The sequence below is a fragment of the Paenibacillus endophyticus genome (assembly GCF_014192395.1).
GTDB classification, from domain to species: domain Bacteria; phylum Bacillota; class Bacilli; order Paenibacillales; family Paenibacillaceae; genus Pristimantibacillus; species Pristimantibacillus endophyticus.
This window is the reverse complement of record NZ_JACHXW010000016.1, coordinates 75,236-90,716: the sequence shown is the minus strand read 5'-3', so window position 1 is coordinate 90,716 and position 15,481 is coordinate 75,236. Positions and strand designations below refer to the sequence as shown.

Annotated in this window: 17 protein-coding genes; 16 read left to right on the top strand and 1 reads right to left on the bottom strand. The window is 48.5% G+C overall.

Translation table 11 applies throughout. The features are described from left to right. The first annotated feature begins 209 nt into the window (after window positions 1-209). Window positions 210-851, top strand: coding sequence for a stage II sporulation protein M (gene spoIIM, locus FHS16_RS22205; protein WP_376769696.1), 642 nt, complete (start codon window positions 210-212; stop codon window positions 849-851). Between the two features lie 92 nt (window positions 852-943). Continuing rightward, window positions 944-1,420: a ferric iron uptake transcriptional regulator gene (gene fur / locus FHS16_RS22200; RefSeq protein ID WP_183567928.1), complete on the top strand. Its 477-nt coding sequence runs from the start codon at window positions 944-946 to the stop codon at window positions 1,418-1,420. 47 nt (window positions 1,421-1,467) lie between these two features. Here fur and FHS16_RS22195 read toward each other — a convergent pair whose 3' ends face one another. After that, window positions 1,468-2,379: a S8 family peptidase gene (locus FHS16_RS22195; RefSeq protein WP_221226440.1), complete on the bottom strand. Its 912-nt coding sequence runs from the start codon at window positions 2,377-2,379 to the stop codon at window positions 1,468-1,470. A gap of 501 nt (window positions 2,380-2,880) precedes the next feature. Between FHS16_RS22195 and ald the strand changes: the two genes are divergently transcribed. From ald to FHS16_RS22125, 14 genes are all read left to right on the top strand, one after another. Next, on the top strand, window positions 2,881-4,023 hold the full coding sequence (gene ald, locus FHS16_RS22190; RefSeq protein WP_183567923.1) for an alanine dehydrogenase: 1,143 nt from the start codon (window positions 2,881-2,883) through the stop codon (window positions 4,021-4,023). Between the two features lie 77 nt (window positions 4,024-4,100). After that, entirely contained in the window at window positions 4,101-4,334 is a 234-nt protein-coding gene (locus FHS16_RS22185) for a YqzK family protein (protein WP_183567920.1), read from the top strand. Between the two features lie 118 nt (window positions 4,335-4,452). Next, window positions 4,453-5,343 (top strand): site-specific tyrosine recombinase XerD, encoded by an 891-nt coding sequence (gene xerD / locus FHS16_RS22180; RefSeq protein ID WP_183567917.1) that lies wholly within the window; start codon window positions 4,453-4,455, stop codon window positions 5,341-5,343. A 45-nt stretch (window positions 5,344-5,388) separates the two neighbouring features. Further along, window positions 5,389-6,573 (top strand): phosphopentomutase, encoded by a 1,185-nt coding sequence (gene deoB / locus FHS16_RS22175; RefSeq protein ID WP_183567915.1) that lies wholly within the window; start codon window positions 5,389-5,391, stop codon window positions 6,571-6,573. 64 nt (window positions 6,574-6,637) lie between these two features. Next, window positions 6,638-7,477, top strand: coding sequence for a purine-nucleoside phosphorylase (locus FHS16_RS22170; RefSeq protein WP_183568165.1), 840 nt, complete (start codon window positions 6,638-6,640; stop codon window positions 7,475-7,477). Window positions 7,478-7,588: 111 nt separating this feature from the next. Beyond that, entirely contained in the window at window positions 7,589-7,747 is a 159-nt protein-coding gene (locus FHS16_RS22165; protein WP_183567912.1) for an aspartyl-phosphate phosphatase Spo0E family protein, read from the top strand. Between the two features lie 36 nt (window positions 7,748-7,783). After that, window positions 7,784-9,112 carry a pyrimidine-nucleoside phosphorylase gene (locus tag FHS16_RS22160; RefSeq protein WP_183567909.1) on the top strand — a complete coding sequence of 443 codons (1,329 nt, stop codon included), beginning with the start codon at window positions 7,784-7,786 and terminating at the stop codon, window positions 9,110-9,112. Window positions 9,113-9,533: 421 nt separating this feature from the next. Further along, window positions 9,534-10,733, top strand: a complete 1,200-nt coding sequence (locus FHS16_RS22155) for a D-alanyl-D-alanine carboxypeptidase family protein (protein WP_246431898.1) — start codon at window positions 9,534-9,536, stop codon at window positions 10,731-10,733. 269 nt (window positions 10,734-11,002) lie between these two features. Then, window positions 11,003-11,356, top strand: coding sequence for an anti-sigma F factor antagonist (gene spoIIAA, locus FHS16_RS22150; protein ID WP_139994590.1), 354 nt, complete (start codon window positions 11,003-11,005; stop codon window positions 11,354-11,356). Further along, window positions 11,353-11,799 carry an anti-sigma F factor gene (gene spoIIAB, locus FHS16_RS22145; RefSeq protein ID WP_183567906.1) on the top strand — a complete coding sequence of 149 codons (447 nt, stop codon included), beginning with the start codon at window positions 11,353-11,355 and terminating at the stop codon, window positions 11,797-11,799. Before spoIIAA ends, spoIIAB begins: the two co-directional genes overlap by 4 nt. A 19-nt stretch (window positions 11,800-11,818) precedes the next feature. Beyond that, window positions 11,819-12,574: an RNA polymerase sporulation sigma factor SigF gene (gene sigF, locus FHS16_RS22140; protein ID WP_183567903.1), complete on the top strand. Its 756-nt coding sequence runs from the start codon at window positions 11,819-11,821 to the stop codon at window positions 12,572-12,574. 113 nt (window positions 12,575-12,687) lie between these two features. Then, window positions 12,688-13,338 carry a stage V sporulation protein AA gene (locus FHS16_RS22135; RefSeq protein WP_183567900.1) on the top strand — a complete coding sequence of 217 codons (651 nt, stop codon included), beginning with the start codon at window positions 12,688-12,690 and terminating at the stop codon, window positions 13,336-13,338. Beyond that, a complete protein-coding gene (locus FHS16_RS22130) occupies window positions 13,331-13,759 on the top strand; it encodes a stage V sporulation protein AB (RefSeq protein ID WP_183567897.1) in 429 nt (142 codons plus the stop codon). The genes FHS16_RS22135 and FHS16_RS22130 overlap by 8 nt, the downstream gene beginning before the upstream one ends. Before the next feature lie 25 nt (window positions 13,760-13,784). Next, window positions 13,785-15,458: a spore germination protein gene (locus FHS16_RS22125; protein WP_183567894.1), complete on the top strand. Its 1,674-nt coding sequence runs from the start codon at window positions 13,785-13,787 to the stop codon at window positions 15,456-15,458. Window positions 15,459-15,481 lie beyond the last annotated feature (23 nt).

The following is a 15,481-nucleotide window of genomic DNA, read 5'->3' as shown; positions in this document are numbered from 1 at the left end:
ACACTACATTAGTAAGACAACCCCTATCATTGTGTCTGATTAATCCTTGCTTAGTCGATGAATACAAAGATGCTAAGCCAAACCAAACGGTTAACGAATTGCTGGTTCTTATGAGGCAACCAAACATGGCTGCGTCTTATTAGGTATTGCCTTCTAGACCTCTCTCGCATCAGTAAAGAATATTTTCCTTCCATAAAGGCAGGGCTTTAATCGTGAAGGGATGGGTGACCATAATCAAAAATCAACTCTCATTGTATGTATTCGTCTCGGTCTTGTTTGTTGTTGGCGTTATTTTTGGCGCGCTGATGGTCAATGCATTAACCCTTGAGCAGCAGCAGGATCTTGCTCAGGATGTCAATCAATACGTAAAGCTGATGAACGGCGGAATCAGCTCAGCGGCTGCCGATTCATTTTGGGAACGTTTTTTTTTCCATGGCAAGTGGCTGCTTTTATTATGGCTCCTTGGCATTACAGTCGTAGGCATACCAGGTGTTCTAGCCCTTAATTTTCTCAAAGGTGCTTTGGTTGGATTTTCAGTCGGGACGCTAATTAACCAGTATGCATGGAAAGGCGTATTATTTTCACTTGTATCGGTCGCGCCGCAGAATCTCATTGCCGTTCCGGCGATGGTCATTATAAGTGCGGCCGCTCTATCATTCTCCTTGTACGTCATTAAAAATAGATTGCTTGGCCAAAGGGGAGAACTAGCACCGCAGCTTGTTAATTTTACGTCCACGGCTGTGCTCATGCTGTTTCTATTTGCAGGGGCAGCCCTATTCGAGGCTTATGTTTCACCTGCATTAATCAGCTGGGTTTCCCCGCTTCTCTCGCCCGATAACGCCACAATATGACACCAAAATGTTTGACTTTATTGCGTGTTAGCACCTATAATGAGAGGTAACGTTTCCTGAAATAGGCGCAGTCATGTGGTAGGGGGGAAATCATGGAAGCCCGGATTGATAAGATTAAACAACAGTTGCAGTCGCAGGGCTACAAGTTAACCCCGCAGCGGGAAGCAACGGTACGAGTTTTGCTAGAGAACGAGGATGACCATCTAAGCGCTGAGGATGTATTTATGCTAGTAAAGGACAAAGCGCCAGAAATTGGGCTTGCAACGGTTTATCGGACGTTGGAATTGCTTAGCGAAATGCATGTTGTCGAAAAATTGAATTTCGGCGATGGAGTAGCGCGTTACGACTTGCGTACGGACAGCAACAAGCATCATCACCATCACCTTATATGTGTGCAATGTGGATCAATGGATGAGATTAAGGAAGATTGGCTTTTGCCTCTTGAAGAACGGCTGGAGCTGGAATACGGTTTTTTTGTTATTGACCATAGGCTTGATTTTCAAGGCGTATGCCGTCGGTGCAAAGAGAAAAACGATAATGCATCAAACCCCAATGAAAAACAAACGTAAACGGCTTGGCTGCCCAGCATAACTGGACGGCGAAGCCGTTTTGGCATTTATTTCGACTCAAAGATTCGATCTAGCTGCAGCAAGCCTGAGCCTTGGGCTAGCGAGCTGAATCCGTTCAGCTTTGCAGCGCGGTTCTTAAGTTTCTTTTTCACCAATAAGGGAGTCACTCCTGGTTTTCCGGCTAGAAGCAGCGCAGCTCCGCCAGCTACATGCGGAGAGGCCATGCTTGTGCCGGAAAGCTTCTTATACGAACCATCTAACCAAGTAGATAAAATATTTTCGCCAGGTGCGGTAATTCCTATTCCGGCGCCTCTGCTGCTGAAGGTTGCGATCCTGTTGCCTTTGGTCGAGGCGGCGACTGCTATGGTCTCGGAGAATGAAGCAGGCTCGTCGATTTTGCCTGATGATTTGCCGCTGTTACCTGCAGATGCCACAATAATAATTCCACACTTGGCTGCTTTTTTAATTGCAGTATGCAATGTAGCGCTGCTGTCTGATCCCAAGACGCCAAAACTCATGTTGATCACATTCATTTTGTTATCGATACACCAATAGATTCCCTCAATAATATCGGACACAAAGCCTTCTCCGTCTTTGTTTAATGCTTTGACTGCATACAAATTCACTTCAGGCGCCGTGCCAATCACCTTTCCTCCTTTATTAACGGCAGCGACGATTCCGGCAACATGCGTGCCATGACCGTTGTCATCTGCATAGGAGCCTCCATTAATCGTGTTCACGCCTCCAGCAATTCTCAAATCCGGGTGATTGGCAATTCCCGTATCGAGTACGGCTACCTTTATCGATTTTCCACGCGTAGTCTCCCATGCCTGAGGGGCTTGGATTCGGCGTATATTCCACTCAACGAGAGCTGGCGAGGTGGCAGGCGTAAGCAGAGGAAGCGAGGAAAACCTGGCTCTTGCTTTCCGCTCGGGTATGCCATGTGCTCGGATTTTCATATCTTTTTCAACTAAAGCAATCAAGGGGTTTCTGGTTAATGCTTGGACAGATGCGTCCTTTCGGAAGTGACAGCCGATAATTCGGCTATGAGGTACGGTTTTGAAAGGATTGATGCCGATTTCCTTGAGATGCTTAAGACAACGTCTATAGGACTTCGCTGATCGAAGCGTGATCAACTTGCGGAAGGTATCCTTTGAGGCATTGCATGGTGAGCAGTTTTTAAATAGGCTTCTTATTTTGGACAAAGGACCTTACCCTCCTCATATGAGCATTCGCATTTTTCTAGTTTATGGAAGGAAAGTGCGATTCGTATGGGTACTTGTCATTCGTACACATAATTTTCGAAATAAAACAAAACATACAAGCGATACGAAGAGCTCCGTAAAGATTGGAACAAGCTTTTTCTTGAAATGGACGATCATTGGCACACGATCTCTCATACAACATAGAAAGCAATGTTTTTTCGGCTTGATGATCGATAGCAAAAGGAGGAAAATAGGATGATTGTAGGCGTACCGAAGGAAATCAAGCAGAGTGAGTACCGTGTTTCTTTGACTCCGGCAGGCGTGACCGTGCTTGTCTCCGCGGGTCATAAAGTTATCATCGAGTCAGGAGCTGGAAGCGGGAGCGGATTTGAGGATACCGACTATACGCGCGAGGGAGCCGAGATGGTTACAACCGCTGCCGAGGTATGGTCGCGTGCGGAAATGATCATGAAGGTCAAGGAGCCGCTTGCCGAGGAGTTTGTTTATTTCCGTGAAGGGCTGCTGCTGTTTACTTATTTGCATCTAGCGGCAGCGCCGGATTTGACAAAAGCGCTTGTCGAAAAAGGAGTTACAGGCATCGCATATGAGACGATCCAGCTTGGAAACGGCAGCCTGCCGCTTTTAACGCCGATGAGCGAGGTTGCAGGAAGAATGTCGGTGCAGGTTGGCGCTCAGTTTCTTGAAGCGTTTAATGGCGGAAGAGGCGTGTTATTGGGAGGCGTGCCAGGCGTGCCCCCAGCGGAAGTTGTTATTATTGGCGGTGGCATCGTCGGAACAAATGCGGCAAAAATTGCGCTTGGCATGGGAGCGCATGTAGTCATATTGGAGCGAAGCGCCGATCGCATGCGGTATTTGGACGATATATTCGGAGGTCGAGTACGCACCTTGATGTCCAATCCATACCATATTGCTGAAGCAGTAGCTAAAGCGGATCTGCTGATTGGAGCGGTTCTCATTCCAGGAGCGCGTGCTCCGCATCTTGTAACGGAGCAGATGGTGCAGGGGATGAAGAGGGGAGCTGTCATTGTTGATGTTGCTGTCGATCAAGGGGGCTCCATTGCCACGGTTGACCGACCAACTACCCATAAGGACCCGATTTATGTGAAGCATGGCGTTGTGCATTATGCCGTTGCCAATATTCCTGGCGCTGTGCCTCGCACTTCTACGTTCGCGCTTACCAATGTGACGATTACGTATGCGCTTGAGTTGGCGAACAAAGGGATGGAGGCTGTACGCCACAGCATTCCTTTGCAAAAAGGAGTAAACACGCATGCAGGCAATGTGACGTATGAGCCCGTTGCAGCTGCAGCGAATTTACCTTATGTTCCGCTTGAAAAGTGGATGGATAGCGTTCCATACGAGCGTTTGAGCGATTAATGGCATATTCAGGCCAGCTTTCTCATATGGTGATACGGACGAGTAAACGTATCGGTATATAAAGGAGGCTGGTTTGCATGGTTTTTTCGATTCGCAATTGGTCGAGCCGCGTCTTTTTTATTGTCATATTTACGCTGCTGTTTTTAGTCGTAACTGGTGGTTACCGCTGGCTTGCCGACGCCATATCTCCCGTTCATCCTTATCGTGAACCAAAAGGAGCAGCTTTAAAAGTGTTTGTTACCGATCCCGACTCGCCGGACAGCAAGGCTGCGGCCGATCGGCTGCGCTGGTTTTATTGGTACGGGGAATGACGCATTAGCTGACTGCAATGATTAGATTGTCCTTTCAAGCAGGATTAATAGAGTCGAATGTTGAATATTTTTGTAGAAAAGCTTGTTATGCCATGTGTCTGATGTGAAAGGAAGTCCGATGAAGGATCATTTAAATCAATATATTCACTATCTGCGTTCGGAGCGGAGATTGTCCGACAATACGCTGTCTTCTTATGAACGCGACTTGAATCAATTCATTCATTTTATGCTTGAGAATAGTCTAGTCGAAATTGCTGAAGTGCAGCGGCATCATATTTCAAGGTATATGCTCCATCTGAAGGAACAAGGAAGAAAAGCTGCTACGCTGTCGAGACATATCGTGTCGGTGCGTGCCTTTTTTCATTTTTTGGCGACACAAAGCCTTATTGTGAATAATCCTTCCATTTATTTGGAATCGCCAAAGCAAGAAAAGAAATCGCCAAGCATACTGAGCGTTGATTTGACGAGTACGCTTCTCGAAACGCCGAATAGCGAAAGTGCCGCAGGCAAGAGAGACAAAGCGATGCTCGAACTTATTTATGCAACGGGGATCCGAGTTTCTGAGCTGGTGGCGCTTAATGTGGAGCATGTCCACCTGCAGCTGGCTTATATTCAGTGCATGGGAATGGGGCAGAAGGAGCGTATTGTACCTTTCGGGCGTTTAGCCGGCGAAGCCATGTCTGCGTACCTTCAAATGGGCAGAGAAGAGCTAACGACGGAACGGGAATCAGAATCGGCTTTGTTCCTAAACCATTTAGGCACGAGATTGACAAGGCAAGGATTTTGGAAGACGATAAAGAAGCACGCCAAGGAAGCGGGCATTGTGCAGGACATAACTCCACATACGCTGCGTCACTCTGTTGCGGCACATTTGCTGGATAATGGGGCAGACGTTCGGGCTGTTCAAGAGCTGCTCGGTCACGCTGACATTTCGACGACGCTAAAGTATACGCATGCTTCAAAGCAGCGAATAAAGGACACGTATAACCAGTCTCATCCCCGTGCATAGTCGAAAGCTGCTTCATGAATCAACATAGAGGAGGATGTCATACATATGAAATTTGATCGTATAGCCGTTATTGTTTTAGACAGCGTGGGAATTGGAGAGCTGCCGGATGCGGTAGACTTTGGAGATGTTGGCTCACATACACTCGGTCATATTGCAGAGCGAGTGCCAGCTCTTAATCTCCCTCATCTTAGAGAGTGGGGACTAGACCGGATCGCGTCTATTCACGACTGGAAACCAGAAGATAAAGCCGCTGCGGCGTATTTTGGAAAAATGGCGGAGGTTTCGGTGGGCAAGGATACGATGACGGGGCACTGGGAGCTTATGGGACTTGAGATGACCGTGCCTTTTCAAACGTTCCCTGACGGTTTCCCTCCTGAATTGCTCGAACCGTTCGAGGAATGGACAGGCCGGAAGGTAATCGGCAACAAGCCTGCCAGCGGAACGGACATATTGGACGAGCTAGGCGCTGAGCAAATGGCTACAGGGGCATGGATCGTGTATACATCAGCGGATAGTGTTTTCCAAATTGCCGCGCATGAGGAGATTATTCCACTAGATGAGCTTTATCGCGCATGCGAGATCGCCAGGGAGCTTACTATGGATGCCCGGTTTACCGTTGGTCGCGTAATCGCAAGGCCATATATCGGCGAGCCTGGCGCATTCAAACGTACACCGAACCGCCATGATTATGCGGTAAAGCCTCCTCAGCCAACGGTACTGGATGCATTGAAAAATGCAGGATACGACTCTATTGCTATTGGCAAAATCAATGACATTTTTGATAGCGAAGGCATTACCTCCTCAACCCCAACAAAAAGCAATGCAGATGGGATCGCAAAAACTATTGAACAGCTAAAACAGCCGTTCAAAGGCTTGCTGTTTACTAATCTTGTCGATTTCGATTCGCTTTATGGGCATCGCCGCGATCCCGAAGGGTATGCTGGAGCATTGGAGGAATTCGATAAGGCGGTGCCTGAGCTGACAGCGCAGCTGGGAGAGCGGGATCTGCTGATCATAACTGCCGACCACGGCAATGATCCTACCCACCCAGGTACCGACCATACGCGTGAATATGTACCGATTCTATTGTACAGCCCAGCTTTTCAAAAACCAGGCGAGCTGCCTGTACGCTCAACCTTCTCGGATCTAGGCGCCACGATAGCGGCAAATTTCGATGTTCAAGCACCGCCTAATGGCACGAGCTTCCTTTCCTTGCTTGAAAGCAAATAAATGCTTAACGTTTTGATAAATAGGGTAATAAAAACGGGGAACCGTCATATTAGGAGGAACAATGATGACAACTATTACTGCTGCAGGACTAGCAGCCGCACATATTAAAGAAGCCGCTGCCTATATTCAAGGGAAAACAGAGCAGCGACCAGAAATCGGGCTTATCATGGGCTCGGGGCTTGGCGTGCTCGGTGACCATTTGGAGAATGCCGTAACGATTCAATACCATGACATCCCGCACTTTCCAATCTCAACCGTTGAAGGCCATGCAGGGGAACTGTTAATTGGAACGCTTTCTGGCAGATCCGTCATTCTAATGCGCGGACGTTTCCATATGTACGAAGGCTATGGTCCAGAGCTTACTGCGTTTCCGGTGCGTGTGATGAAGGCGCTTGGGGTGAAATCACTGCTGGTCACGAATGCTGCCGGTGGAGTAAATACGGACTATGAGGCGGGCAACTTAATGCTCATCTCGGACCATATCAACTTTACAGGTAAAAACCCGCTCATCGGTCCCAATGACAACGAGCTGGGTGTTCGATTCCCGGATATGTCGGAAGCGTACAGCAAGCGCTTGAGAGCCGCGGCTCGTGAGATTGCAGCTGCACAGGGCTTTACGCTTCGTGAGGGCGTTTATGCCGGTTTGCTTGGTCCTACGTATGAAACGCCGGCAGAAATAAGAATGCTGAGAGTTCTTGGCGCCGATGCTGTCGGAATGTCGACTGTTGCGGAAGTTATTGCTGCGCGTCATTCGGGAATCGAAGTCGTCGGAATATCCTGTATTAGCAATATGGCAGCAGGTATTTTGGATCAACCCTTGTCGCATGCGGAAGTTATGGAAACGACAGAGCGAGTCAAGTCCCAATTTTTGGGTCTGGTTAATGCGTTAATTGCTGTCATGTAATGTTTTTTGTAACACAATTGTAACAATTTCGTCGACTCATTCTGACAGTGTTTTTTTTGCGAATCGTCGTATAATGTCCATGATCAAAGAAAGATGGAGTGGACTATGGATATGGACAAGCAATTACTCACACAGATGGAGCAGTTGCGCAAAAAGATGATCGAAGCGGCTCTATTGAATGAAAGCCTTCAGCATTTGGACGTACTTGTGCTAAGCCAATCACTTGATGAGATCATCGTCCAGGTGCAGAGGGAACGACGCGCTTTATAGCTTATTAATAATGGAATGACGATTGGAGAGAAGGATATGCGGTCGGTAGATATCATACAGAAGAAACGAGACGGTGGCGAGCTGACCGCTTCAGAGCTAACATTTTTGATTGATGGATATTCCCGCGGCGATATTCCCGATTACCAGATGTCAGCATGGGCAATGGCTGTTTTCTTTCGGGGCATGACAGCGAAGGAAACGGCAGCTTTGACGCTTGCGATGGCTAATTCTGGGGATCAAGTCGATCTTGGTCCGATTAGCGGAATCAAAGTCGATAAGCATAGCACAGGCGGTGTTGGTGACAAAACTACGTTAATCCTGGGGCCATTGGTTGCCTCGGTAGGCGTGCCTGTTGCCAAAATGTCGGGTCGCGGCTTGGGCCATACTGGCGGAACGATAGATAAGCTTGAATCAATTGAGGGATTCCGCACGGAGCTCTCGCGCGAGAAGTTTATGTCGCAGGTCAACGATATCGGATTATCGGTTATTGGACAAAGCGGCAACCTCGCTCCTGCCGACAAAAAGCTGTATGCGTTAAGGGATGTTACTGCGACCGTGGAGTCAATTCCCCTTATCGCAAGCTCTGTCATGAGCAAGAAAATCGCTGCTGGTGCAGACGCGATCGTGCTTGACGTCAAAACGGGCAGCGGAGCATTTATGAAAACCTTGGAGGATTCCGAGAAGCTCGCGAGCGCAATGGTAGATATCGGTACGGAGGTAGGCCGGAACACGGCTGCCGTCATCAGTGATATGGATCAGCCTCTTGGCTTTGCAATCGGCAATGCTTTGGAGGTGCAGGAATCGATTGAGACACTCAAAGGAAATGGTCCGGAGGATCTTACGGAATTATGCCTGACCCTTGGTGCTCATATGGTCGTGCTCGGCGGAAAGTCGGATTCTGTTCAATCTGCAAAGGAGCTTCTCCGTGAGCAGATCAGGAACGGAGCAGCCTTGGAGAAATTCAAATCGTTCATCGCGGCCCAAGGCGGCGATGATTCTATAGCAGATGATCCTGCACGGTTGCCGCAAGCTCCTGTTATCGTTGAGGTTACATCAGAGCATTCTGGCTTCGTGAGTGCAATCGAAGCGGAGCAACTGGGGCTTGCAGCGATGATTCTTGGAGCTGGAAGGGCAACGAAGGATGCGGAGATTGATTATGCTGTCGGGGTAACACTTCGAAAAAAAGTCGGTGATTCTGTAAATGCCGGAGATACGCTGGCGCTGCTGCATGTGCGTGATGCAAATGATACAGCTAAGGAAGTTGCGGTCAAGGTGAGAGCGGCCTATTCGTTCTCAGAGACAAAGCCTGAGCCTCGTGCGTTGTTGTTATCCGTCATTACTGCGCAAGGTGTACAGAGATACTAGCAATAAAACAATATGCCATGAACTAAAATCCGTTCTCCCTAGTGGAGAGCGGATTTTTTGCTATATAGGAAAGTATATTCTTAGGCCATATATTCTCTATATTTCTCGGAATGAAACGCGCCGCACTGACAAAGGACGGCGTTAGCCGGATCACCTTGACGTATAGGAAAGTATATGGGTTTGCTCCTACTTTCTCTATACGTTTCGCTGAAACGATGACGTCTATTGAAAGGACGCCGTCAGGCGTTTCTTCTTACTATACAAATCATTCTATCGATTTGGAATAATTTCCAGCTTACAAGTCAACACTGAGAAGAGAAAGCTAAGCGATTTGTGTCGCAAACGTCGTATGCAGCACGATTAATATGCGATTGCTCACGAAACAAGCTCACAGCATAACACTTTTCAGGAGGAGATCCAGTTGAAAAAACGTTCTATGAAGCTATGTATACTTATTCTTGCATTCGCCCTCGCGATGCCTGCTGCAGCCTTTGCTGCAGTCGAGCCTACGCCGCCAGGCCCAGCGCCATCCAATCAAGCGCCAAGCGCTAACTTAGCGCAGTCCGCAAGATCTGCCATATTGATGGATGCGGATAGCGGCACAGTCATTTACGAGAAAAACAGCCATGACAAGCTGCCGCCAGCAAGCATTACAAAGGTCATGACACTGCTTCTAATTATGGAGGCGCTGGACGACGGAAAAATTAAACTATCGGATAAGGTTCAGACTAGCGAATACGCCGCTTCGATGGGAGGCTCGCAAATCTTCCTTGAACCGGGAGAAGAAATGACCGTTGACGATATGATTAAAGGGATTGCGCTAGCCTCAGGCAATGATGCGTCTGTGGCGATGGCAGAGAAGCTGGCAGGTACGGAGCAGCAATTTGTCGCTATGATGAATGAACGGGCACAGCAGCTCGGCATGAATGACACACAATTTTCTAATCCGAACGGATTGCCCGTTGCTAACCATTTCTCGTCGGCGCATGATATTGCGGTTATGTCACGAGAGCTTCTGAAGCATTCCGAGGTGACCAAATATACAGGGCTTTACCAGGATTATTTGCGGAAAACATCCGAGAAGCCCTTCTGGCTTGTTAATACGAATAAGCTTGTCCGTTTCTATAGCGGGGCAGACGGCTTGAAAACTGGTTTTACCAGCGAAGCGAAATATTGTTTGTCGGCGACGGCTAAGCGGGATGGCATGCGCGTTATCGCTGTAGTCATGGGTGAACCGGACACGAAAACCCGAAATGCCGAAGTATCACAAATGTTCGATTATTCGTTCGCCCAATATATGAACCACTCGATAATAAAAGAAGGCGAATCGATGGGAACGCTGCAGATTGAAAAAGGCACCGCTCCGGAGCTTCCGCTTGTTGCGAAGCACACATACAGCGTGCTCCTGAAAAAAGGCAGCCAAACGAAGGATATCCGTTACGAACTGAAAATCGATGGGCCGGTAAAAGCACCCGTACAGATTGGACAGCCGATTGGTAAGCTAGTCGTCTATCAAGGAAGCAAGGTTCTCAAAGAATTCGATGTAGATGCTCCATTGTCCGTGGAACGCGCAGGCTGGTGGAAATTGCTGAAGCGCTCTTTCTCCGGATTGTTCACGTAAACGGAATGAAGGAATAGGTATTTGGATACAGGTATGCGATTGCCGCTCGTATTTTGTCAGCTGTTAGCGGTATGCTTCTAGTTTTGTCGGCATGCAGGAATAACATCTCCATTTGGAGAATTGCTAGTTCTATCTCGGCATGTGCAGCACTTCTGATTCTGACTCACCGCAGGTCGGTCGGCAATGCACGGTGAAATGTAAGGAAGGGATACAAGGTTTGGTTTATTCTTTCTTATGTTTGAAAAAACCTAGAGGAGATGAACAGCATAATGAGTCTGCAAGCTGAATTGGAGCAATACCGCAATGTGCTGATCGTAAGGCTTCGAGGCGAGCTGGATCACCATACAGCCGATGTCGTGCGCTATAAGATGGAAGAGGCTATTCTGCGCGGCAGCAGCGAGCATGTCATTCTCAGCTTGAAGGAGCTGCAATTTATGGACAGCTCCGGTCTTGGCGTTATTCTGGGAAGATACAAGCAAGTGAAGAGCAAAGGCGGGAAAATGGTCGTTTGCGACGTGAATCCGAATGTTCACCGCTTGTTTGAAATGTCAGGCTTATTCAAAATTTTGACGATTCATGATAATGAGCGAAATGCAATTTCCAGTTTGGAGGTGGTGTCATGAACGGATCCAATGAAATGACGCTTTCCTTCAGCGCCCGATCGGAGAATGAAGCTTTCGCGCGCATCGCGGTTGCTGCATTCGTCTCACAGCTCGATCCGACGCTCGAGGAGTTGAACGACTTGAAGACTGCGGTTTCCGAGGCGGTTACGAATGCGATTATTCACGGTTACGAAAATGATCCAACCTGTGAGGTCACAATCGAGGCTAGAATCGAAGGCGATTCTGTTTCGCTTACCGTCTCTGACAGCGGCCGCGGCATAGAGGATTTAGAGCTAGCGCGCCAGCCGCTATATACATCGAAGCCCGAGCTTGAGCGCTCTGGAATGGGCTTCACGATCATGGAAAATTTCATGGACCGATTTGAAGTATCGAGCCGCATTGACGGCGGAACGCGAGTAGCCATGTTGAAACGAATTGAATCGAAAAAAGCGCTTTACAATTAGCGTATAGGGGTTGAACCTCATGGATGTCAATCTAAAACAGACGGCCCAGCCATACCTGGACGACGCGGAAGTAAAGCGGCTTATTGCGTTAAGTCAAAGCGGGGATACGCTTGCAAGGGATACACTCGTACATTGCAATATCCGGCTCGTTTGGTCAGTCGTACAGCGGTTCATTAATCGTGGTTATGAGCCCGAGGATTTGTTCCAGATCGGCTGCATCGGATTGTTGAAGTCGGTAGATAAATTCGACTTGTCCTATGATGTGAAGTTTTCCACCTATGCGGTACCCATGATCATTGGGGAGATCCAGCGCTTTTTACGGGACGACGGTACGTTGAAGGTGAGCAGATCACTTAAGGAAACGGCCAATAAGGTGCGTAAAATGAAGGATGAGCTCTCCAAAACATTGGGCCGCTTGCCGACAATCAGCGAGGTGGCAGAGCGCCTGGGCATTACGCCAGAGGAAGTCGTATTCGCCCAAGAAGCGAACAAGCCGCCGACATCGATCCACGAAACGGTTTTTGAGAATGATGGCGATCCCATTACCTTGATGGATCAGATCGCGGATGAGTCTCAGGATCGGTGGTTCGATAAGCTGGCTCTCGTGGAAGCCATTGAGGGCCTCAGTGAACGCGAGCGATTAATCGTATACCTGCGCTATTACCGTGACAAAACGCAATCCGAGGTAGCCAGCAGGCTGGGGATTTCACAAGTACAGGTATCCCGGCTCGAGAAAAAGATATTGCAGTCAATCAGAGACCAGATCGCCTTATAGGCGATTTGGTCTTTTCTATTTTTTACCTCGTTTTGCATGAGTATCCGAATCGACCTTATCTCATACTAAAAGGGAAACATCCACCAAAGTTTATGCAGAAGGGAAGATGACAGATGGCAATACCTAACCATTCGGTCCTCTATCTGCGTCTTAAAAAACGAATTTACACGAAACCGAGCCAACGGGTCACGTTAGGCCAAGCGGCAAGGCTGTTGGCTAAGGATGAAGCACTTGAAGAGAAATTAAAGGCACTCGTGCTGTATGAGCATAAAAAGGCAGACGGCAACCGAGTCGTCATCGATCTGCTTCAAATCGTCAAAGCCATTCGCGAGCGCGAGCCCGGTCTGACTGTAGAGGCCTACGGAGATCCCCAAGTGTTAGTGATGGTAGCGGAGAAGCCTGTCAAACCGCGAATTCCTGTGCTCATTTTTGCTTGGCTTCTATTGTTCTTTGGAGCGGGCCTTGCCATTATGAATTTCCATACAGACGTCAGCATGAAGGAAGTTCATATTCGCATTGTTGAGCTAATAACAGGCAAGCGCACGGAGCACCCGCTTTGGTTCCAAATCCCTTACTCGCTTGGAATAGGGCTAGGAATGGTTTTGTTCTTCAACCATCTCTTCCGCAAAAGGTTTAATGAGGAGCCAAATCCGCTTGAGGTTGAGCTTTATATGTATCAAGAAAACGTGAATGCCTATGTTATTGCCGATGAGATGCGAAAAAAATCCGATTATGACCAGACCAATGGAAATCAGGATGATTAGCATCTGCTCCACGATTTTCGTTGTTCTGCTGGGCTTAGCGGGAGGTCTAGCAGTCGGAAGCGGATTGGTTGCCCTATTGATTGTACTGGATCTTATTCCAAGGCTTGCACAGGTTGCGAATGCATACCGGATGTCCATATGGTTCGAGACGGCAGTCATTTGCGGCTCCCTTTACTGGACGTTCGCTGACTTCATGAACTGGAAGCTTTCCATGCCTTCCGGTATTTTTTTGAGCGGGGCAGGACTAATTGACGGTATGTTCGTCGGCATGCTGGCCGCTGCTTTGACAGAGGTGATGAATGTGCTTCCGATTCTCGCCAAAAGAATGAATTTATCTTCCTACATGGTCGCGCTTGTAATGGCCATGGTGCTAGGGAAAACGTTGGGCTCATTGTTCGATTGGCTTGTGTTTCAGTGGTAATTCATAATGAACGAGGTGAAGGTGCATGAAGGATAACGAACAAAACGAACATAACGAGCATAGTGACTCTCATGGACATCAAGGTAAAGATAGGAACTGGGTTCCGATCATGAGGGACATTCCAGAGGAACAACGGCGAGAAGAATCACGCGGCTGGCAGGGCGGGGCCGGTACTGTCCAAACACGCAATCAAAACAAGACAGAGGGCTCAGTCGCGGATTCGAAAGGCAAGGAAGAGATTGTTCCGATTCCTAGAGATTTAGATGAGGTTTTGTCGCGTCTGGAAAACGAGATCGGTTACAAAACGAGCTTTGACGTGGTCGTAAGGGAGATGACCTTTGGGGATCGTCGCACAGCTATGCTGTGCATGAACGGTCTAGTCAAGGATACGCTGCTTACGGAGGTGCTCAAACGTTTAACCTTTTTGCAGCCAGAGGATTTGTCTGTACATGCTTTTCATTCCTTTCTAGATCTGTATGTCCCTGCAGCTCAGGCCACAAAAGAGGATAATTGGAACAGCATGCTGACAGGCGTACTCTCTGGCGGTACTGCTTTGTTTATAGACGGCGAATCGAGTGTCGTCATGATTGACGCGAAAGCTTTTCCTGCACGCGGGCCGGAGGAGCCTTCGCTAGAGAAGGTTGTCCGCGGCAGCAGGGACGGGTTTGTGGAAACGCTGATGGTCAACGTATCGCTTGTGCGAAGGCGGCTCCGCGATCCTCAGCTGCGTTATGAAATCGTTAGAGTAGGTGAGAGGACGCAAACGGATGTATGCATCGCTTACATTGACGACATTGTGGATAAAGAGTTGCTGAAATCGATTAAGGACAAGATTGCGATGGTGAAGATTGACGGTTTGCCGCTTGCAGACAAGCAACTGGAGGAGTCAACCGTGAAACGGGGGTGGAACCCCTTTCCGCTCGTACGCTATTCGGAGAGGCCTGATACGGTTGCTGCGCATCTATTGGAAGGCTACGTGGCTGTTTTCGTGGATACTTCGCCAAGTGTGATGACATTGCCGACAACCTATTCGGATTTAATGCAGCATGCCGAAGAGAATCGGCAAACACCGTTTATCGGTACGTATTTGCGCTGGGTCAGATTTATCGGGATATTCGCCTCTTTATTTATGCTTCCGCTATGGCTGCTGTTCGTTATGCATCCGGAATTGAAGCCGCCGGCACTTGAGTTTTTAGGCCCCAACAAAACGGCGAAGCTGCCGCTTGTCGTACAGTTTCTATTGGCTGAAATCGGAGTTGACCTGCTGAGAATGGCATCGGTACATACCCCAACGTCGCTGGCAACGGCCATGTCGCTCGTAGCCGCCATTCTAATTGGCGACATTGCCGTTCAGACGGGTATCTTTGTAAATGAAGTCATCCTTTATATGGCTGTAGCCGCCATCGGTATGTTTGCAACGCCAAGCTATGAACTCGGTCTGGCGAATCGTATCGTTCGGCTGGTGCTCATCGTTGCGGTGGCCGCTTTCAGCGTTCCTGGCTTCGTAATTGCAACGACAGCCATTATCATTCTGCTCACGATGGAGCGGTCCTTCAATCGTCCGTACATGTGGCCATTCATTCCGTTTGATCTTAGAGCGATGTGGAGTATAATCGTTCGGCAGCCTGTATTGTACAACCGCACGCGTCCCAATAATCTGAGACCGCAGCAGCGGGACAAGATGCCGAAGACGGAGTGAATTCATAAAATGCAAATGAAATG